The following is a 19,535-nucleotide window of genomic DNA, read 5'->3' on the forward strand; positions in this document are numbered from 1 at the left end:
CCATGCTTCTGATCACTTGCCCCCACTGCGGCCCCCGCGCCGAGATCGAATTCCGCTGCGGCGGCGAAGGGCATATCGCGCGCCCGGGGCCGCATGACGCGGTCAGCGACGCCGAATGGGCCGACTATCTTTTCTATCGCACCAATCCGAAGGGTGAGCATCGCGAGCGCTGGCTGCATTCGGCCGGCTGCGGCCAGTGGTTCAACGTCGCACGCGACACGATGACGCACCAGATTTCGGCGGTCTATCCGATGGGTGAGACTTTGCCCGAAGCGTCGCCTGCGAAGGAGGCGGCGCGATGAGCGGCTGGCGCTCCCAAGGCGGCGGCGCGGTCGATCGCGGCCAGCCGGTTTCCTTCCGCTGGGCGGGCAAATCCTATCAGGGCTATGCCGGCGATACGCTGGCCTCGGCGCTGATCGCCAACGGTGTCTCGATCATCGGCCGCAGCTTCAAATACCACCGCCCGCGCGGGCTGATCGCGGCGGGGCTCGAGGAGCCGAACGCCATCGTCCAGCTCGAAGAGGGCGCGGTCACCGTCCCCAACGTCAAAGCGACGCAGATCGAGCTTTACGAGGGCCTGTCGGCGGCGCCGGTCAACGCCAGGCCCAGCGTCGAGTTCGACCTTCTCGCGGTCAACTCGCTGTTCAAGCGCTTCATTCCTGCCGCCTTCTATTACAAGACCTTCTTCTGGCCGGGCTGGCACCTGTTCGAACCGTCGATCCGTAAGGCAGCAGGCCTCGGCACCGCCCCGGCCGAGCGCGACCCCGACCGTTACGAACATCGCTTCGCGCATGTCGATACGCTGGTCGTCGGCTCGGGCGCGGCAGGGCTGGCGGCCGCCGAGGCCGCAGCGGCGCTGCCCGGCAACGAGCGCGTCATGCTCGTCGAGGCCGATTTCGAATTCGGCGGCGGACTCTTGTCTTCGACCGAAACGATCGACGGCCTCGCTCCGCTGGCGTGGCGCGACGCGGCGCTCGCCCGCCTGCGCGCGGCGCCCAACATGCTGATGCTCGATCGCACGATGGCGTTCGGCTATTACGACCATGGCCTGGTCGCGCTCTACGAGCGGATCAGCGACCATCTGCCCCCCGCCCGGCGTTCGGGCCCGCGCCAACGGCTGTGGAAAGTGCGGTGCAAGAAGGTCATCCTCGCCACCGGCGCCTTCGAGCGGCCGGTCGCCTTTTCGGGCAACGATCTTCCCGGCGTGATGCTCGCTTCGGCGGCGCAGACCTATGCCCGGCGTTACGGCGCGCTGGTCGGGCACCGCGCGGTGCTCTGTACGAACAACGATGGCGCCTATGATGCCGCCTTCGCGCTTCACGACATGGGCTGCACAATCGCCGCAATCGTCGACTCGCGCACCGCGCCCGGCACCGCCGCCGACGAGGCGCGCCGCCGCGGGATCGAGATCGTGCCGGGCTGGGCTCCCGTCGCCGCCAAGGGCCGCCGCGCAGTGCGCGGGATCGAGGTCGCGGCGCTCGATGGCAGCGCCCGCCGCCGCATCGCCTGCGACACGATCCTGACCTCCGACGGCTGGAATCCCGCCGTGCATCTCCATTCGCAGGCGGGCGGATCGCTCGCCTATAACGAAGGGCTGCAAGCCTTCCTTCCGAAAGGCAACGCGCAGGATGCGATCAGCGTCGGCGCCGCCGCCGGCATAATCGACGCCGACACCGCCATCGCCGCAGCGCGCGCCGCGGTTCGCGGTAAACCGGTCGAGGCACCGGTACCGGCGGCGGTCGGCCCGACCCGCCGTTTCGCCGATGGCGACATCAAGGCACAAACGGCGTGGCTCGATTTCCAGAACGATGTGACGGTCGCCGACGTCCAGCTCGCGAGCCGCGAGAATTTCCGCTCGGTCGAGCATCTGAAGCGCTACACGACGCTCGGCATGGCGTCGGATCAGGGCAAGACGTCGAACGTCGCGGGCATCCATGTTCTGTCGGGCCTGCTCGACAAGCCCGCGCCGGCCATCGGCACGACCAAATTCCGTCCCCCGTTCGACCCGGTGACGATCGGCGCTTTCGCGGGCCGCGCTACCCGCGAAAATCTCGCGCCGGCCACGCACACCCCGTCGCACACGGCGCAACTCGCCCTCGGCGCAAAGATGGAAAATTACGGTTCCTGGCTGCGTCCCGCCTGTTTCCCGCAGGCCGGTGAGAACGAGCATCAGACGATCGCGCGCGAAGTCAAGGCGGTGCGCCAGTCGGCGGGGCTGTTCGATGCATCGACGCTCGGCAAGATCGAGGTGAAGGGCCCCGACGCCGCCGAATTCCTGCAGCGCATCTACGTCGGCGGCGTCCGTACGCTCAAAGTCGGGCAGTGCCGCTATGGCCTGATGCTGAGCGAGCATGGCATCGTCTATGACGACGGCGTGTTCGCGCGCATCGGCGAGGATCATTATCTGGTCGGCACCACGAGCGGCCACGCCGCCGCGATCGCCGAAACGCTGAACGAATGGCTGCAGTGCGAATGGCCCGATCTCCGCGTCCTGGTCGAGAATGTGACGACCGCCTGGGCGGTGATGAATGTCGCCGGACCGCAGGCGCGGGCGATCTTCGCCGCCGTCGGCACCGACATCGACCTGTCGCCCGAAGCTTTCCCGCACATGCAATATCGCGCCGGCACCGTCGGCGGCGTCCCCGCCCGCGTCCAGCGCGTCAGTTTCAGCGGCGAGCTGTCCTATGAAATCGCGGCGCCGTGGGGTTATGGCGCCGCGCTCTGGGACGCGCTGATGCAGGCCGGACAAACGCATGGCATCGTGCCCTTCGGCGTCGAATCGTTGATGGCGATGCGGATCGAAAAGGGCTTCCTGCACGTCGGGTCGGATACCGACGGCACGACCTATCCGCAGGACCTCGGCTTCGGGCCGGCGATCGCGAAGAAGAAGGATGATTTCGTCGGCCGCCGCTCGACGATGCGCCCCGATGGCCTGCGCGACGACCGGCGCCAGCTCGTCGGGCTGGAAGTGACCGACGGCGGCGGCGCGCTGGAGACTGGCGCACACGTCCTGCCCGCCGATGCGACCGAAGCGCGCGGAACCCAGGGCTGGGTGACGTCGAGCGTTCACTCGCCGACCCTCGACCGCCCGATCGCGATGGCGCTGGTCGAGCGCGGCCGCGACCGGATGGGCGAAGCGGTGCGCGTCTGGGACCTTGGCCAATGGCGTGCGGCACGGATCGCCGACCCGCGCTTTTACGACCCCGCAGGAGAGCGCACCCATGGCTGAGCCCGATACCATCGTCCTGCTGCGCCGGGCGGCACCCGATACAGCCGACATCGACCGGTCCGACCTGTCTTTCCGCCGCGAACCGGAACTCGGCATCGCCAAGCTCCGCCTGTGGGGCCGCACGGCCGATGCCCGCTTTCACGAGGTCGCCGGAATCGCTGCGCCGAACGTCCGCACCGCCGTCGACCATGGGGGATTGAGCTTCGCCTGGCTGGCGCCCGGCGAATGGCTGGTCACCGGCCCCGAAACCGCGGTCGCGGACTGGGTCGCCGCGGCAATGGCGACGGGCGCCGACGACGTGCTCGCGATCGATTACAGCCATGCGCGCGCCGCCTTCCTCGTCGCGGGCACCAACGTCCGCGCGGCGCTCGCGGCGCATTGCCCGCTCGACCTCTGGCCCGACGCCTTTCCGGTCGGCGCCGTCGCGCGCTCGCTGTTCGGCGACACCGGCCTGTTCATCGCCCGCCTCGCCGACGCGGAGGGCGCCCCCCGTTTCCGGATCATCGTCGATCAGACGATGGCCGCCTATGCCGCGCGCCTCTTCGCCCGCGCTTAGGGTTCATATTCATCCGATCAGGAGCCTGACCCCGTGACCCACAATTTCGTCCTGCGCTTCCGCTCGCCCGATCGTCCGGGGATTATGGCGGCGGTGACCCCGCTCGTCGCCGCGCAAGGCTGCGATATTCGTGCCGCCGAAGTCTATGGCGACCCCGAAACGGGCCATTTCTTCTGCCGCATGGAGCTGGTGAGCCCGGTCGATCACGAAACGCTGTCCACGAAGATCGCGGGCGCGGAAGACTATCTGCTGGACTGGGATCTCAAGGACCTCGCTCACAAGCAGCGCGTGCTGATCGCGGTCTCCAAATTCGGCCACTGCCTCGTCGACCTGATCCACAAGCAGGAGATCGGCCAGCTTCCGATCGAGATCGTCGGCGTCGTCTCCAACCACGACACGATGCGCAAGACGGTCGAGTGGCATGGCCTGCCCTATCATCATCTGCCGATGAGCGACGGCAAGGAGGCGCAGGAAGCGCGTTTCCTGTCGATCATCGAGGAAAGCGGCGCCGAACTGACCGTCCTCGCACGCTATATGCAAATCCTGTCCGACGATTTTTCGGCGCGGCTCGACGGGCGCTGCATCAACATCCATCACAGCTTCCTGCCGAGCTTCAAGGGCGCCAAACCCTATCATCAGGCGCATACGCGCGGGGTGAAGATCATCGGCGCGACGGCGCATTTCGTGACCGCCGACCTCGACGAGGGCCCGATCATCGAACAGGATGTCCGCCGCGTCAGCCACGCCGTCGTCGCCGACGAGATGGTGGCGATCGGGCGCGAGATCGAAGCCTCGGTACTCAGCCGCGCGGTTCGCTGGCACGCCGAGCACCGCATCTTCCAGAACGGCAACAAGACGGTCGTGCTCTGACCGCCTTTCGGCTACCCTGCCGGCAGGGAGACCGCCGATGGGCAAGACCGAGATCAAGACCAAGGCCACCGAGATCAGCGTCGCCGACTTCATCGCCGCCGTCCCCGATGCGCGGCGGCGCGAGGAAGCGGCGGTGATCGACGCGATGCACCGCCGCGTCACCGGCCTCGCGCCGAAGATGTGGGGTCCGTCGATCATCGGCTACGGCAGCTATGACTATGTCTATGACAGCGGCCGCTCGGGGACGATGTGCCGCGCCGGGTTCAGCCCGCGCAAGGCGGCGATGACGCTCTATCTGATGGGGCATTACCTCGACCGCCAGCCCGAGGCCGACGCGCTGCTGGCAGAGCTCGGCAAATATAAAAACGGCAAGTCGTGCCTTTATGTAAACAAGCTCGCCGATGTCGATCTGGACGTGCTCGAAAAGCTCGTCGTGCTGAGCTGGGACGTCATGAACGAGCGCTACCCGGCGTAGCGCGCCTCCGCCTCGCCGATATAATCGCGCGTCAGCGGCAACGCGTGGCGGCTGCGCGCGAACTGGATCTGGTAATTGCCCATCCCGCCGCTCTCGAACGCCGCGGTCGCGCCGGCGAGATAAAAGGTCCACATCCGGAAAAAGCGATCGCCCATCATTTGGGCGATCTCCTCCTCGTGCGCCAGCGTCCGCACATACCATTGGCGGAGGGTCAGCGCATAATGGAGGCGCAGCGTCTCGATATCGGTGGCGATCAGCCGGCTCTTCTCGCTCGCCGCCAGCGTCTCGCTGAGCGCCGGGATATAGCCGCCGGGGAAGATATATTTGCGCGTGAAGGCATCGGTCGCGCCGGGCTTGCCGAAACGCCCGATCGTGTGGAGCAGCATGACGCCGTCGGCCGTCATCAGATTAGCAGCGGCGCGAAAGAAGGTGTCGAAATTCGCCGCGCCGACATGCTCGAACATACCGACTGAGACGATCCGGTCGAACCGCCCCGGCTCGCGCGCGGCGAGGTCGCGATAATCGATCAACTCGAAGGTCACCCGGTCGGCGACCCCCGCCGCCTCGGCACGCTGGCGGGCGAGCGCGAGTTGCTCCTCCGACAGGGTAATCCCGAGCACCTCGACCTTTTCGAGCTTCGCGAGCGTGATCGCCATCCCGCCCCAGCCGCAGCCGATATCGAGGATTCGCTGCCCCGGCGCGAGCGCCAGCTTCGCCGCGATATGTGCCTTCTTGGCCTCCTGCGCTTCCTCGAGCGTCATATCGGGGCGCGGCCAATAAGCGCAGCTATACTGCATGTCCGCGTCGAGGAAGAGCCGGTAGAGATCGTTGCCGATGTCGTAATGATGTTTGACGTTGGCGCGCGACTGGCGCTGGCGGTTGATCGAACCGATCCGCGTTTTCAGCCAGTCGGTACGTCGGCCGAGCCACGTTTTGTCCTTGAGCTTCGCGCCGCGATCCCATGGCGTGTTCATGCGGATCAGCGCGACAAGCTCCATGATGTCGCCCTCGACGATCCGCATGTCGCCGTCCATGAAGGCTTCGGCGGCGCCGAGCCGCGGATCGAGGATGATTCGCCGCATGCCGCGGCGGCTTGCGAAACGTATCACGACCTCGGGAAAGCCCGGCGCAGGTTCGCCGAATACTTCCTGCGTTCCGTCGGGAGCGACGACGGTCAACCGGCCCTGGCGAATAACGCGGGAGAGGAACGGGCGCAGAATCGACATAGAATCAACGATCAAAGCTTATAAACGAGAAGCAGCCACCTTCAAATCCCGGCATACCATTCATAGTCGATACGGTCTTCCCAATAGCCGCCCTTGCCCGCGCCGATCGCATCGAGACTGGCGACCGCCTCGATCGCATTCACATATTTGGCATGCTTGTAACCAAGCTGTCGTTCGATGCGCAGGCGCAGCGGCGCGCCATTGGCGATCGGCAGCACCGCATCGTTGAGCGCCCAGGCCATGATCGTCTGCGGGTGCAGCGCGTCGACGAGGTCGCAGCTTTCATAATAGAGCGCGTCGCCGATCCGGTCGGCGCAGCGAAAGACGATGTAGCGCGCATTGTCGCGGAGCCCGGCGGCGGCAAGGATGCGGCTGAGCTGCGGCCCCGTCCACTGGCCGATCGCGCTCCAGCCCTCGACGCAATCGTGGCGGGTGATCTGGGTACGCTGCGGCATCGCGCGGATGTCGGCCATCGACAGCGACAGCGGACGCGCGACAAGGCCGGTGACCTGTATTCGCCAGTCCGCAAAGCCGGTGGCGGCATGCGCGGCATAATCCCCCCCGGCCGGGAGTTTCGTGCCGTTCGACCGGAAGACCGGCGAGAGGTCGGCGCGGGTGAACTCGCGCGCCAGCGCATCGCGATCGGTCAGCGCACGCTGGCTGTGCTGGTGCATCGCCTCGCCCATCGACAATATCTTGCGCACCGCGGGCGCCTCGTTGATCGCGTCGCAGCCCGAGAGCAGCGGCAGCGCGCCCGCCGCCGCGACTAGCCCGCCGGCGCGCGCGATCAGGCGCCGCCGCGGCAGGATGAGGCCGCTCATGGCGCCGCGTCCCGTTCGGGCGGCAGGCGAAACCAGCCGGTGACCATCGAGCGGATCTCGTTCACCGGCCCGGCGAGCAACACCATGACGATATGGACGAGGAAGAAGAGGACGAGCGCCCATGCTGCAATGAAGTGCACCGAGCGCGCCGACTGCCGCCCGCCGAACAGGTCGAGCAGCCACGGTACGGTGGCATTGAACCCGGGCGACATGGTGAGCCCGGTCAGGATCATCAGCGGCAGCAGCACGAATATGACCCCGATATAGCTGAATTTCTGGAGGATATTATAGCGCGCCGCCGCCTCGCCCCGCGGAAAGCGCAGCCGGGCATGATCCTTGATATCCTGCCAGATATGCCGCGGCGACCATTCGCCGCGCCGGATGTGCAGATCCTTCGCCAGATGCCCGCCAAGCAAGGCCCACAGCATGTAGAGCGTCAGTGCGATCGACAGCACCCAAGCGAAAAACAGGTGCCAGCGGCGCCCGTCGGCAAGGCTGTAAGTGGTCGGGATCGTCGCCCAGCCGGGGAAGGCCCAAGTCTGTTCGACACCCTTGGTGTCAGTCCAGCGCCCGAGGACGCCGGTCGTCTCGATCCGCGTTTCGCCGATCCGCACGAAGCCGGTTTGCGGGGTCGATCCGATCGCGAACCAGGCATGGTCGGCGTTCGCACCATATTGGCCCCAATAGAGCCGCGGGTGCGCGTTGAAGATCATCAGCCCGCTCATCAGCAGGATGAGCAGGGTCACCGCATTGAGCCAGTGCCAGATACGCGTCGGCAGCCGGTGGCGATAGACGCGCTTCGTCGGCGGAGAAATCGGAGCAGCGATCTCGTCCATGACCCTCCGTCCCGCTCACATACCGTCATCCCGGCGAAGGCCGGGATCTCAACGGCGCATCAAAATGCCAAGTCGAGATCCCGGCCTTCGCCGGGATGACGGTCAAGGGGGCGTTTCGCTACGCGACCGCCTCCGCGGCATATTCTTCGCGATATTGACTGCGCAAAGTGACCTTGTCGATCTTTTCGCTGCCCAGCTTGGGCAGCGCCGCGTTCGACATCCAGATCTTGTACGGCACCTTATAGGGGGCAAGCCGCGCGCTGAGGAACGAACACATATCCTCCGCAGTCACCGTGCTGCCGGGTTTCATCCAGACGACCGCACCGACAACCTCGCCGAGCCGTTCGTCGGGCAGCCCGAAGACGGCGCATTCGTTCGCCTCGGGATGTTCGTAGATCGCCGCCTCGACCTCCTGACAACTGATATTCTCGCCGCCGCGGATGATGATGTCCTTCTTGCGGTCGACGATGAACAGATAGCCGTCTTCGTCGAGGTAACCGAGATCGCCGGTGCGGAAATAGCCATTGTCGAAGAAGGCCGCCTTCGTCGCCGCTTCGTTGTTCCAATAGCCTTCGAAATTGGCGATCGACCGGATACACACCTCGCCGACCTGCCCTTGCGCAAGGGCATTGCCATTGTCGTCGAGGATCGCAAGGTCGACGAGCGGTTTCGACGCCGGCCCCGTCGACAGCGGCTTGGCGAGGTAGTTTTCGTTGATGATGCCGCAACCGACCGCATTGGTTTCGGTAAGCCCGTAACCGAGCAGCGGCTTGGCGTCGCCCATCTCTTCCGACAGGCGCTTCACATGCTCGGGCGGACGCGGCGCGCCGCCGCCGGCGTAGCTCTTGCACGTCGACAGGTCGTAATTCTTGCGGTTCGGATGGGTGAGAATTTCGTAGCTCATCAACGGCACGCCGACGAAATAGTTGCACTGCTCGTCCTGGATCAGCCGCATCGCTTCCTCGGCATTCCATTTGGGCATCAGGACGAGTTTGCGCCCCAGGGCGAAGCTTTGCAGGAACACCGGGATTTCGGCGGTGACGTGGAACAAGGGGGTGCAGATCAGCGTCGCCGGCTGGATGTCCGACATCAGCCCTTCTTCGGTCAGCAAATGGACGATGCTCGCCGTCTGCGTCACATAGTTGAAGATCCCCTGCACCACCGCGCGATGACGCGAATAGGCGCCCTTCGACTGGCCGGTCGATCCCGAGGTGAAGAGGATCGTCGCCAGATCGTCGCCGGTGAGGACGGGAAGCACGGTGTCGGCGCTGCCGCCGGCGTCGGTGATCGGGGCGATCGCCTTGTCGATCGGCTGCGCGATGTCGAGCGTGACGACCTTCGCGCCGTGGCTGATGCCCGGTTCCTCGAGCCGCGCCGCGCGCTGGACGTCGGCGATGACGAGTTTCGTCTCGCTGTCGTCGATCCCCGCCGCAAGTTCGCCGCCCTGCCACCAGCCGTTGAGCAAAGTGGCGCAACCGCCGGCGAGCAGCACGCCGATATAGGTGACGCACCAGGCGTTGGCGTTGCGCATCGCGATGCCGACGCGGTCGCCGCGCTGGACGCCATAGCCTTCGATCAGTCCGGCCGCGACCTTGCGCGCGGCGGCATAGACCTGGCTAAACGACAGCCGTTCGTCGCCCTCGACCAGAAAGGTCGCATCGCCATGCTGCGCGGAAAAATAGGCAACATAATCGGCAAGGTTGGTCGGCGCATTGACAATAAAGGGCAGCTCGCGTCCGAAACGTTCGATGGATCCGACCTGGATCGGCCCGCCCGGACCGGTGATCAGATTATAGGCGGCGTCCAGGCGCAAATCGAGCGCGGATGGCATCGGGCATCTCTCCTCTTGGTCTCGCTCGCCTTACCCCCTATGGGGAAGGCCTCTCCTGGGGAAGGGTCCGAGACTTTATGTTTCTTTTTGCAACCTTAGCCGAAGCAACGCAATATGTGAACTTTCACGACCTGATGGGCGAGAATAGCGAGATTGCGTTCAGCGTCTTCGGCCTCCCCATCCGCTGGTATGCGCTGGCGTATCTGGCCGGGATTTTCGTCGGTTACTGGTATCTGCTGAAGCTGATCGCGCAGCCCGGCGCGCCGATGGCGCGGCGTCACGCCGACGACATGATCTTCTACGCGATGCTCGGGATCATCCTCGGCGGCCGGCTGGGTTATGTCCTGTTCTACAACCTCGGTTCCTATCTGAACGACCCGCTGTCGATCTTCAAATTGTGGGACGGCGGCATGTCGCTCCACGGCGGGGTCATCGGTGTTTTGACGGCGATCTGGTATGTGACCCGCAAGGAAAAGCTGAGCTTCCTGCGTTTTTGCGACTATATCGCGTGCGTCGTCCCCTTTGGCCTCTTCTTCGGCCGCCTTGCCAATTTCGTGAACGGCGAACTGTGGGGCCGCGCGACGACGGTGCCGTGGGCGATCATCTTTCCGGACAGCGGTACGCTGGACCCGCGCCACCCCAGCCAGCTTTACGAAGCCGGGCTCGAGGGTATCGTCATGTTCGCGATTCTCGCCTTCTGCTTCTGGCGCACCGACGCGCGCTACAAGCCCGGCTTCCTGTTCGGGCTGGCGGCGATCATCTATGGCCTCAGCCGCTTCGCGGTCGAGTTCGTGCGCGAACCCGACGTCCAGCTCGGCACCTTGTCGTGGGGGCTGACGATGGGCCAGACGCTGACCGTCCCGATGCTCGTCGCCGGCGTGTGGCTGGTCGCGACCGCCAAGGGGCGCCGCCAGCGGATCGAACCGGTCGCGGGAACCGACAGCATTGCGTGACGGACGGCCGGGCCCCGCCGATCTGATGATCCAGATCGCGGCGGCGCGGGCGATGACGGTCGCCGATTATATGGCGGCGGCGAACGCGCATTATTATGCGACGCGCGATCCGCTCGGCACCGCAGGCGACTTCACCACCGCCCCCGAAATCAGCCAGATGTTCGGTGAACTGATCGGCATCTGGATCGCCGACCTGTGGATGCGCGCCGGCAGCCCCGCCTTTCGCTACGTCGAACTCGGCCCCGGGCGCGGCACGCTCGCTGCCGATGCGCTCCGTACGATGGAACGCTTCGGCTGTGCGCCGCAGGGGGTCCACCTCGTCGAGACGAGCCCGGTGCTGCGCGCTGCGCAATCCGCCCGCTTGCCCGCCGCCGTCCACCATGACGATATCGCCGACCTGCCCGACGATGCACCGCTGATCATCGTCGCGAACGAGTTTTTCGATGCGTTGCCGATCCATCAATATGTCCGGACAGCGGACGGTTGGCGCGAGCGTCACGTCGAGCGCCACCACGGTCATCTCGTGCCGGTACCCGGCGATGTCCCGGCCGACGAGGCGGTTCCCGTCGTGCTGCGCCAGCAAGGCGATGGCACGATCGTCGAGACCGCGCCCGCCTCTGCCGCGATCATGCAGGCGTGCGCTTTCCGCCTAGCGCGGCAGGGCGGCGCGATGCTCGTCATCGACTATGGTCATAGCGGCCCCGCGGCGGGCGATACGCTGCAGGCGGTCAAGGCGCACCGCTTCGCCGATCCGTTCGCCGATCCGGGCGAGGTCGACCTGACCGCGCATGTCGATTTCACCCCCCTCGCAGATACCGCCAAGAGCGCCGGGGTGCGTGTCGCCGGGCCCGTCGGGCAGGGCGACTGGTTGCGCCGGCTCGGTATCGACGCACGCGTCGCAGCGCTCGCCGCAGCGGCGCCCGGTCGCGCCGACGAGCTTGCGGGCCAGCGCGACCGGCTCGTCGATGCAGACGCGATGGGCGCGTTGTTCAAGGCCATGGCGCTCTACGCCCCGCAATGGCCGCACCCCGAAGGCTTTGACGCAAGCGAAGAGGCAATATGACGAAGATAACTCCCGCCGCCGACGCCGATGTCGGCGAACTGACACTGTTCGCGAGCCAGACCTTCACCCATACGTTCGGGCATATCTATGACCCCGCCGATCTGTCGGCCTTCCTCGCAGGATGGAACCCGCCCGAAAAGCTGCGCGCGCAAATCGCCGATCCGGCGTGGGCGATCGCGCTGGCCCATGGTGATGACGGCGCGATCGCCGGTTTCATCAAGATGGGCCCGCTTGATTTCGACCTGCCCGAAGGCCAGCCGGGCGACGATGCGGCCGAGCTTCACCAGCTTTATGTCGGCCCGGCGGCGCAGGGCACGGGCATCGCCGCGGCGCTGATGGACTGGGGCATTGCCTGGGCGCGCGAGCGCGCAGCGATCCTGTATCTGTCGGTGTTCACGGAGAACGCCCGCGCTCAGGCTTTCTACCGCCGCTATGGCTTCGTCGACGTCGGCCGCAACGCCTTTCGCGTCGGCAACCATATCGACGAAGACCGCTTCTTCAGGCTCGACCTGTGACCGCCCCTTTCGAAACCGCATCCTCGCTAGGCAGCGTCCCGCACGGCTTCTTCGGCCGCCGCGGCGGCGTGTCGACAGGCGACCTCGCTTCGCTCAACTGCGGCCTCGGTTCGGGGGACGATCCGGCACTGATCGCCGAGAACCGGCGGCGGGCCACTGAAGCAGTGCTGCCCGGTGCGGCGCTCACCGGCCTCTATCAGGTGCATGGAAATCGCTGCATTATCATTGATAAAGGCAGCGACCTTGCTACACGACCCGAAGCCGATGCGCTCGCCAGCAAAACGCCCGGCATCCTGCTCGGCATCCTCACCGCCGACTGCGTACCGGTGCTGTTCGCCGACCGCGAAGCCGGCGTCGTCGGCGCCGCGCACGCAGGGTGGAAGGGCGCGATCGCCGGGGTGACCGATGCGACGCTCGACGCGATGGAAAGCCTCGGCGCCCGCCGCGAGGACATCGCCGTCGCAATAGGCCCGTGCATCGGCCGCGCCTCCTACGAAGTCGACGACGGCTTCGTGCAGCGCTTTCTTGCCGACGATCCGGCCAACGAGCGGTTCTTCGCCGCCGGTCGCGCCGACCATGCAATGTTCGACATCGCCGCCTATGTCGCGGCGCGGCTCGCCGCGGCCGGGTTGACGCGAATTGCCATCGGCGGACAGGATACTTATGCCGATGCCGAAAGCTGGTTCAGCTATCGCCGGGCGTGCCATAAAAATGAAAACAGCTATGGCCGCCAACTATCGGTAATCGGGCTGAGATAAGATAAAACGGGGGAAGCGATGAAGGCCTTGGCGATACCACGCAAGCGGCTGGTTTCGATCATCGGCGGCTCGGCTGGCAATCTCGTCGAATGGTACGACTGGTTCGCTTATGCCGCCTTCGCCATCTATTTCGCCCCGGTCTTCTTTCCCAAAGCCGATCCCACCGCGCAGCTCCTGAACTCGGCCGCGATTTTCGCAGTCGGTTTCGTCATGCGGCCGATCGGCGCGTGGGTGATGGGGCGCTTCGCCGACACGCGTGGGCGCAAGGCAGGATTGTCGCTGTCGGTGGCGCTGATGTTCAGCGGATCGATGCTGATCGCGGTGGCGCCGACCTATGCGACTGCAGGGCTGCTCGGTCCCGCGACGCTGCTAATCGCGCGCATGTTGCAGGGCCTGTCGCTCGGCGGCGAATATGGCGCCAGCGCGACCTATTTGTCGGAAATGGCGCCGCGCGAGCATCGCGGTTTCTGGGCGAGCTTCCAATATATGACCCTTTGCGGCGGCCAACTCTGCGCGATCTTCGTCGCCGTGGTGTTGCAGGGCTTCCTGACCGAGGCCGAACTCACCGCATGGGGCTGGCGTATCCCGTTCGTCATCGGCGCACTGCTCGCGCTCGGCGTCTATCTGCTGCGCCGCAATCTCGCCGAAACCCCGTCGTTCGAGAATCAGGCGGTCGACCGCCCGGTTTCGACCGCAAAGCTGCTGTGGACCGAACACCGCCGTGAAAGCATCCTTGTCGGCATGCTGTCGGCGGGCGGCGGCCTCGCCGCCTATACCTACACCAGCTACATGCAGAAATTCCTCTACAACACAGTGGGTTTCGACAAGGCGACCGCGACCTATATCATCGCCGCCGCGCTGCTGTGGTTCACCGCGATGCAGCCGGTGTTCGGCGCACTGGCCGACAAATTCGGGCGCAAGCCGATGCTGCTGCTGTTCGGCATCGGCGGCGCAATCGCGGCGGTGCCGACATTCATGACGCTGGAGACGGTGACCTCGCCGGTCGTCGCCGCGCTGCTCATCATGATCCCGCTGACGCTGCAGAGCGGCTACAGCGCGAACAATGCGCTGGTGAAGGCCGAGCTCTTCCCGGCGCATATCCGGGGCCTCGGCGTCGCCCTTCCCTATGCGATCGGCAATGCGATGTTTGCAGGGACGCTCGAAATCGTCGCGCTCGGCCTGAAGGACGCGGGCATCGAGCGGGTCTTCTATTTCTACGTTGCTTTCGTCATCGCGATGGCGGGCGTTGCGACCCTGCTCCTCCCCGAAACTCGTGAGCGGAGCCTGATCGTCGAAGATTGATCCGCGCAATATAGTATCAAAGGAAACCGGGACCGCTATAAGGGCTGCATCCACTGAACGGAGCATCCCCATGGCCAGGCGCGGCAATCCCAAGATGAACAGCAAGAAAATCGGCGACAAGACGCTGAGCCCCGCAACACTGATGATGGGACTCGGCTATGACCCGATGCTGTCCGAAGGATCGCTGAAGCCACCGATTTTCCTCACCTCGACTTTCGCCTTCGAAAGCGCCGCGGCGGGCAAGCGCTTCTTCGAACATATTACGGGCAAGCGGCAGGGCCCCGCCGACGGGCTCGTCTATTCGCGCTTCAACGGGCCGAACCAGGAGATCCTCGAGGACCGGCTCGCAGTCTGGGACGGTGCCGACGACTGCCTCGTCTTTTCGAGCGGCATGTCGGCGATCGCCACCCTGCTCCTCGCGCTCGTCGGCCAGAATGACGTCATCGTCCATTCGGGCCCGCTCTATGCCGCGACCGAAACGCTGATCGCGCGCATCCTGTCGCGCTTCGGGATCAGCTTCGTCGATTTCCCGGCCGGCGCGACGCGTGAGGAACTCGACGCGATCCTCGCCCGTGCCACGGCGCTCGCCGCCGAGAAGGGTGGCAAGGTTGCGCTCGTCTACCTCGAAAGCCCCGCGAACCCGACCAACGCGCTCGTCGATGTCGAAGCGGTGCGCGCGGCGCGCGATGCCGCCTTCCCCGGCGAGCAAAAGCCGGCGATCGCGATCGACAACACCTTCCTCGGCCCGCTCTGGCAACAGCCGCTGAAGCAGGGCGCCGAACTCGTCGTCTACAGCCTGACCAAATATGCCGGCGGCCATTCGGACCTTGTCGCGGGCGGCGTGTCGGGCGACCAGCGGCTGATCGATGTGATCCGCCCGATGCGCAATACGATCGGCACGATCTGCGATCCCAACACGGCATGGATGCTGCTGCGTAGCCTCGAGACGCTGGAACTGCGCATGAGCCGCGCGGGCGAGAACGCACTGAAGGTCTGCACTTACCTCCGCGATCATCCCAAGGTCGAAGGTCTCGGCTATCTCGGTTTTATCACGGATGCCCGGCAGAAGGACATTTTCGACCGCCATTGCTCGGGCGCGGGGTCGACCTTCTCGCTCTTCATCAAGGGCGGCGAGGAAGAAAGCTTCCGTTTCCTCGATGCGCTCAAGATCGCCAAGCTCGCAGTCAGCCTCGGCGGCACCGAAACGCTCGCCAGCCATCCCGCGGCGATGACCCACCTGTCGGTACCCGACGAGCGCAAGAAGGCGCTGGGCATCACCGACAATCTGGTGCGCGTGTCGATTGGTATCGAAAATGCCGACGACCTGATCGCCGATTTCGCGCAGGCGCTCGACGCAGTCTAGTGCCTGCGCTTCGTGCGCCAATCGACCACCTGCCAGCCCATTTGCGGCGCCAGCCGCTTGAGCTTGCGCGACGGTGTTGTCGCCACCCCCTCGTCGGCGAAGTGCAGCATCGGGTGATCGGAGACATGGTCCGAATAGGCGCGGATATGCGCGGCATCGCGGGTGATCGCATTGCGTTCGAGCCAGTCGGAGATGCGCGCGAACTTCGCCTCGCCATAGCAATTGTCGCCGGACAGTCGCGCGTGGATATGGTCGGCGCCATCGGGCTCGTCGAGCTGCGTCGCCAGCACGTCGTCGATGCCCAGCCGCGCCGCGATCGCATCGACATAAAGGTGGAAGGATGCTGTCGCGAGGAGCAGGCGGTACCCCGCCTCGCGGTCGGCGGCGATCTGTTCGAGCGCGGCCGAATGCAGACCGCGCGCAATCACCTTGTCGGCATAGCTTTCGGCAAGCGGGGCGATTTCAGAGCGGCGGAAGCGCTTGCCGACGAGCAGGCGAAGATTGATCGCCTTGAGCCGCGACCGGTCGATCAGGCGCGCCGCATAGGCCAGCCCGGCGAGCCCGACGACGGGCAGGAGCAACAGCCGCCATTGCTGGCGCCGCTGCGCGACATGCATCAGGAAACCGCTGTAGGTGCCCGACCGCGTGATCGTCCGGTCCATGTCGTACATCGCGACGCGATGGGTGTAGTCGATCGTCGGGGCAGGCGGCGGCGCTTCCATTCCGTCGCTCTAGCCGCTGGCTGCGCGGCGGCCAAGAGGGCGGGATTCGCTTGCCGTGCCAAGGCAAATAATACAGGGTCGCCCGCAAGATGGTGGCCAAGGCTGATTTTGAATATGATGAGGGGACCGGCGGCGCCGATGTGCGCTTTTCGGGGCGCCTGACCCTCGCGCGGCTGAACGACCTGCCCGCCCGGCTCGAGGCGATCGGGCCGATCGCGACGCTCGACCTGTCGCGAATCGACCGCATCGACACCGTCGGGGCGTGGATCGTGACGCGCACGGTCAATGAACATGGTGCCAAAGTCACCGGGGCGAGCGAAGAAGCCCAGCGGCTGCTCGACGCACTGGCCGACGACAAGAGCGAATATCGCGTCCATCGCGACCGCCGCTCGCCGCTGATCCGCATGCTCGAACAGGTGGGTACTGCGAGCGTCGCGGTGTGGCACGAACTGCTCGGCATCATCGGCTTTTTCGGCGCGATGATCATCGCGCTCGGCACCCAGATCAGGGCGCGGCGGCGGCTGCGCTGGAACGCCATCGTCACCCGTTTCCAGACCGTCGGGGTCGACGCGCTTCCCATCATCGGCCTGATGACCTTCCTGATCGGGATCGTCATCGCGCAGCAGGGCGCCGTCCAGCTCCGCCAGTTCGGGCTGGAAGTGTTCACGATCAATCTTGTCGGCCGCGCCTCGATCCGCGAACTCGGCCTGCTGATGACCGCGATCATGGTCGCCGGCCGGTCGGGATCGGCCTTTGCGGCGCAGATCGGCACGATGAAACTGACCGAGGAGATCGACGCGATGCGCACCATCGGCGTCTCGCCGATGGAAGCGATCGTCTTGCCGCGCGTCGCGGCCGCCACCATCCTGATGCCGCTACTTGGCTTTTATGCCAGCATCTGTGCCATCATCGGCGGCGGCGTCTTCTGCTGGATCGGGCTGGAAATCGCCCCGCTCACCTATATCCAGATGCTGCGCGATATCATCCCGATGACCGATTTCTGGGCCATGCTGATCAAGGCGCCGGTGTTCGGGCTGCTGGTCGGCGTCACCGGCTGTTACGAAGGCATGCAGGTTCGCCAGAATGCCGAGGAAGTCGGCAAGCGGACGACGTCGGCCGTGGTCGCCGCGATTTTCCTCGTCATCGTCCTCGATGCCTTTTTCGCGGTCTTCTTCTCTTCGATCGGATGGAATTGATGAGCGAAGAGATAAAGGAAGAGATTGCGGAAGAGCTGGCGGCGGCCGATGCGGTGCGCCCCGAAAAGTTCGAAAATGCCATCTGCATTCGCGGTCTCGTCAACAAATTCGGCGAGGCGGTGATTCACGACGGGCTCGACCTCGACGTGCGCTCGGGCGAGATATTGGGCGTGGTCGGCGGATCGGGCACCGGCAAGTCTGTGCTGATGCGCTCGATCATCGGCTTGCAGACCCCCGATGCCGGCGAGATCGAGGTTTACGGCAAGACGCTCGACACCATTGCCAATGAAGAGGAATCACGCGACCTGCGGCGCCGCTGGGGCGTGATGTTTCAGGGCGGCGCGCTCTTCTCGACGCTGAGTGTCGCCGAGAATATCCAGGTGCCGCTGCGCGAATATTATCCGCGCCTCGACCAGCGCTTGCTCGACGAAATCGCCGCCTACAAGGTCGCGATGGTCGGCCTGCCGCCCGACGCCGGGCCCAAATATCCCGCCGAGCTGTCGGGCGGGATGGTCAAGCGTGCTGGCCTGGCGCGCGCCCTCGCGCTCGATCCAGCATTGCTTTTCCTCGACGAACCGACCGCCGGGCTCGACCCGATCGGCGCGGCGAAATTCGACGAGCTGATCCGCGAACTCGCCGACACGATGGGGCTGACCGTCTTCCTGATCACCCACGACCTCGATTCGCTTTATGCGACCTGCGACCGCGTCGCGGTGCTCGCCGAAAAGAAGGTGATCGCGGTCGGCACCATCCCGGAACTGCTTGCCACCGAGCATCCGTGGATACAGGATTATTTCAACGGACCGCGCGGCCGCGCTGCGGCGGGCGGGAACCAAACCGCGAAGAAAACCGTCTTGGGCGGCGATAGGAAAAGCTGATGGAAACACGCTCGAACAACGTCCTCGTCGGCGCCTTCGTCCTCCTTTTCACGGCGGCACTCGCGTTTTTCGTCGTCTGGCTCGCCAACGACAGCGGCGGCGACAAGCGCGAATATGACATCTTCTTCAAACAGTCGGTCGACGGGCTGAACAAGGGCGCGCAGGTGCAATTTTCCGGCGTCCCGGCGGGACAGGTGCGCGAAATCGCGCTGTGGCCCGACGACCCGCAATTCGTGCGCGTGCGCATCGAAGTGAACGAGAATGTCCCTGTGCTGCAGGGAACGACCGCGGCGCTCGAGGGCGTCGGCTTCACCGGCGTGTCGCAGATTTCGCTCGACGGCGCGGTCAAGGGTGCACCGCCGATCACCGACAAGGGCCCGGCGGGCAAGCCGGTGATCCCGACCCGCGTCGGCGGTCTCGGCGAACTGCTCAACACTGCACCGCAACTGCTGCAGCGGCTGTCGACGCTGTCCGAGCGGCTCGCCGAACTTGCCGACGACCGCAATCAGGAAAGCTTTGCCGCGATCCTCAAGAATGTCGAGCAGTCGACCGCGATCCTCGCGCGCAACGGCCCGGCGATCGAAAAGGCGCTCGCCGACACGCGGATCGCGATCCAGCAAACCGGCAACGCCGCCGAACAGATCGGCAATCTCGCCGCCTCGGCGCAGGGCACGATCGACCGCAACGTCGACCCGGCGATGGCCAATCTGCGCGACACGCTGAAATCGGCGAGCGCGTCGATGGCGACGCTCGAAGCGGCCATCGCCGACGCCCGCCCCGGTCTCCAGACGTTCAGCGAAACCACCGTTCCCGAAGCCAATGCGCTGATCCGCGACCTCCGCCGCACTTCCTCGACGCTGTCCAGCCTGACCGACAAGCTCGACCAGCAGGGCGCCGGCGCCGTGATCGGCGGCAGCAAGCTGCCCGACTATAAACCATGA

General features: G+C 65.5%; 19 protein-coding genes. 14 read left to right on the forward strand and 5 right to left on the reverse strand.

From position 1 onward, the window contains the following. Positions 1-2 precede the first annotated feature (2 nt). From LH19_RS16665 to LH19_RS16685, 5 genes are read left to right on the forward strand one after another with little or no spacing between them, the layout of a single operon-like run. Positions 3-302 (forward strand): sarcosine oxidase subunit delta, encoded by a 300-nt coding sequence (locus tag LH19_RS16665; RefSeq protein WP_054730426.1) that lies wholly within the window; start codon positions 3-5, stop codon positions 300-302. Further along, on the forward strand, positions 299-3,229 hold the full coding sequence (locus LH19_RS16670; RefSeq protein WP_054730428.1) for a sarcosine oxidase subunit alpha family protein: 2,931 nt from the start codon (positions 299-301) through the stop codon (positions 3,227-3,229). The genes LH19_RS16665 and LH19_RS16670 overlap by 4 nt, the downstream gene beginning before the upstream one ends. Further along, a complete protein-coding gene (locus LH19_RS16675; protein ID WP_054730431.1) occupies positions 3,222-3,785 on the forward strand; it encodes a sarcosine oxidase subunit gamma in 564 nt (187 codons plus the stop codon). The genes LH19_RS16670 and LH19_RS16675 overlap by 8 nt, the downstream gene beginning before the upstream one ends. Positions 3,786-3,818: 33 nt before the next feature. Continuing rightward, positions 3,819-4,655, forward strand: coding sequence for a formyltetrahydrofolate deformylase (gene purU / locus LH19_RS16680; RefSeq protein WP_054730434.1), 837 nt, complete (start codon positions 3,819-3,821; stop codon positions 4,653-4,655). Between the two features lie 37 nt (positions 4,656-4,692). Continuing rightward, entirely contained in the window at positions 4,693-5,130 is a 438-nt protein-coding gene (locus LH19_RS16685; RefSeq protein ID WP_054730437.1) for a DUF1801 domain-containing protein, read from the forward strand. On the opposite strand, the gene LH19_RS16690 is transcribed toward LH19_RS16685, so the two are convergent. The 4 genes from LH19_RS16690 to LH19_RS16705 form a co-directional block, all read right to left on the reverse strand. Beyond that, a complete protein-coding gene (locus LH19_RS16690) occupies positions 5,118-6,356 on the reverse strand; it encodes an SAM-dependent methyltransferase (RefSeq protein ID WP_054730440.1) in 1,239 nt (412 codons plus the stop codon). The two genes, LH19_RS16685 and LH19_RS16690, sit on opposite strands and share 13 nt — an antisense overlap. Before the next feature lie 41 nt (positions 6,357-6,397). Further along, the gene (locus LH19_RS16695) at positions 6,398-7,177 is read right to left on the reverse strand and encodes a molybdopterin-dependent oxidoreductase (protein ID WP_054730443.1); all 780 of its coding nucleotides are present in this window, start codon (positions 7,175-7,177) and stop codon (positions 6,398-6,400) included. Further along, a complete protein-coding gene (locus tag LH19_RS16700) occupies positions 7,174-8,013 on the reverse strand; it encodes a cytochrome b/b6 domain-containing protein (RefSeq protein ID WP_054730446.1) in 840 nt (279 codons plus the stop codon). Before LH19_RS16700 ends, LH19_RS16695 begins: the two co-directional genes overlap by 4 nt. A gap of 118 nt (positions 8,014-8,131) precedes the next feature. Beyond that, the gene (locus LH19_RS16705) at positions 8,132-9,844 is read right to left on the reverse strand and encodes a class I adenylate-forming enzyme family protein (protein WP_054730449.1); all 1,713 of its coding nucleotides are present in this window, start codon (positions 9,842-9,844) and stop codon (positions 8,132-8,134) included. Between the two features lie 77 nt (positions 9,845-9,921). On the opposite strand from LH19_RS16705, the gene lgt reads away from it, so the two are divergent. From lgt to LH19_RS16735, 6 genes are all read left to right on the forward strand, one after another. After that, a complete protein-coding gene (gene lgt, locus LH19_RS16710) occupies positions 9,922-10,797 on the forward strand; it encodes a prolipoprotein diacylglyceryl transferase (protein WP_054730452.1) in 876 nt (291 codons plus the stop codon). 25 nt (positions 10,798-10,822) lie between these two features. Continuing rightward, positions 10,823-11,860 carry a class I SAM-dependent methyltransferase gene (locus LH19_RS16715; RefSeq protein ID WP_054730455.1) on the forward strand — a complete coding sequence of 346 codons (1,038 nt, stop codon included), beginning with the start codon at positions 10,823-10,825 and terminating at the stop codon, positions 11,858-11,860. Beyond that, positions 11,857-12,375, forward strand: a complete 519-nt coding sequence (locus tag LH19_RS16720; protein WP_054730459.1) for a GNAT family N-acetyltransferase — start codon at positions 11,857-11,859, stop codon at positions 12,373-12,375. The genes LH19_RS16715 and LH19_RS16720 overlap by 4 nt, the downstream gene beginning before the upstream one ends. Further along, positions 12,372-13,133, forward strand: coding sequence for a peptidoglycan editing factor PgeF (pgeF, locus tag LH19_RS16725; protein WP_054730461.1), 762 nt, complete (start codon positions 12,372-12,374; stop codon positions 13,131-13,133). Before LH19_RS16720 ends, pgeF begins: the two co-directional genes overlap by 4 nt. A gap of 18 nt (positions 13,134-13,151) precedes the next feature. Further along, on the forward strand, positions 13,152-14,435 hold the full coding sequence (locus LH19_RS16730; RefSeq protein ID WP_054730463.1) for an MFS transporter: 1,284 nt from the start codon (positions 13,152-13,154) through the stop codon (positions 14,433-14,435). Between the two features lie 70 nt (positions 14,436-14,505). Further along, positions 14,506-15,798 carry a cystathionine gamma-synthase family protein gene (locus LH19_RS16735; protein ID WP_054730465.1) on the forward strand — a complete coding sequence of 431 codons (1,293 nt, stop codon included), beginning with the start codon at positions 14,506-14,508 and terminating at the stop codon, positions 15,796-15,798. Here LH19_RS16735 and LH19_RS16740 read toward each other — a convergent pair. Then, positions 15,795-16,520 carry an HAD family hydrolase gene (locus tag LH19_RS16740; protein ID WP_082395810.1) on the reverse strand — a complete coding sequence of 242 codons (726 nt, stop codon included), beginning with the start codon at positions 16,518-16,520 and terminating at the stop codon, positions 15,795-15,797. The genes LH19_RS16735 and LH19_RS16740 overlap by 4 nt on opposite strands. An 89-nt stretch (positions 16,521-16,609) precedes the next feature. Here LH19_RS16740 and LH19_RS16745 point away from each other — a divergent pair, with 89 nt between their 5' ends. The 3 genes from LH19_RS16745 to LH19_RS16755 are packed head-to-tail and all read left to right on the forward strand — an operon-like array spanning position 16,610 to position 19,535. Beyond that, a complete protein-coding gene (locus LH19_RS16745) occupies positions 16,610-17,716 on the forward strand; it encodes an ABC transporter permease (RefSeq protein WP_054730468.1) in 1,107 nt (368 codons plus the stop codon). Continuing rightward, positions 17,716-18,594 (forward strand): ABC transporter ATP-binding protein, encoded by an 879-nt coding sequence (locus LH19_RS16750; RefSeq protein ID WP_054730471.1) that lies wholly within the window; start codon positions 17,716-17,718, stop codon positions 18,592-18,594. Before LH19_RS16745 ends, LH19_RS16750 begins: the two co-directional genes overlap by 1 nt. Next, positions 18,594-19,535 (forward strand): MlaD family protein, encoded by a 942-nt coding sequence (locus LH19_RS16755; protein WP_054730474.1) that lies wholly within the window; start codon positions 18,594-18,596, stop codon positions 19,533-19,535. Before LH19_RS16750 ends, LH19_RS16755 begins: the two co-directional genes overlap by 1 nt.

The organism is Sphingopyxis macrogoltabida, from assembly GCF_001314325.1.
Lineage (GTDB): Bacteria > Pseudomonadota > Alphaproteobacteria > Sphingomonadales > Sphingomonadaceae > Sphingopyxis > Sphingopyxis macrogoltabida.